The sequence below is a fragment of the Peribacillus sp. SIMBA_075 genome, from assembly GCF_046534585.1.
In genome coordinates, this window is sequence record NZ_JAWRYN010001484.1 from 1 (window position 1) to 240 (window position 240).

General features: G+C 48.3%; 1 protein-coding gene. It reads left to right on the forward strand.

Annotation, left to right across the window (positions count from 1 at the left end; all coding sequences use genetic code 11):
* Nucleotides 1–240, forward strand: a 240-nt coding sequence (locus tag SB775_RS33335; RefSeq protein WP_410865576.1) for a DUF6597 domain-containing transcriptional factor, incomplete at both ends; no start/stop codon positions are given.

Here is a 240-nt window from a genome sequence, read left to right on the forward strand (position 1 = left end):
CGGTTACGGGGGAAGTCGATGGGGACCAATGGAATCGGGTCATACCAGATGGCTGTGTGGACATCATTTTTGACTTGAAGACCACCTCTGCTTCAAAGGGGGCGTTTGTTTCAGGCTTGATGAGAACCTTTGAGCTTATGCCGATCATGGGGCATCAATCGTTATTGGGGATTCGCTTCTATTCAGAAACGGCACATCTTTTTTTGCGCAATCCAATATCCATGATCAATGGCAACCGGG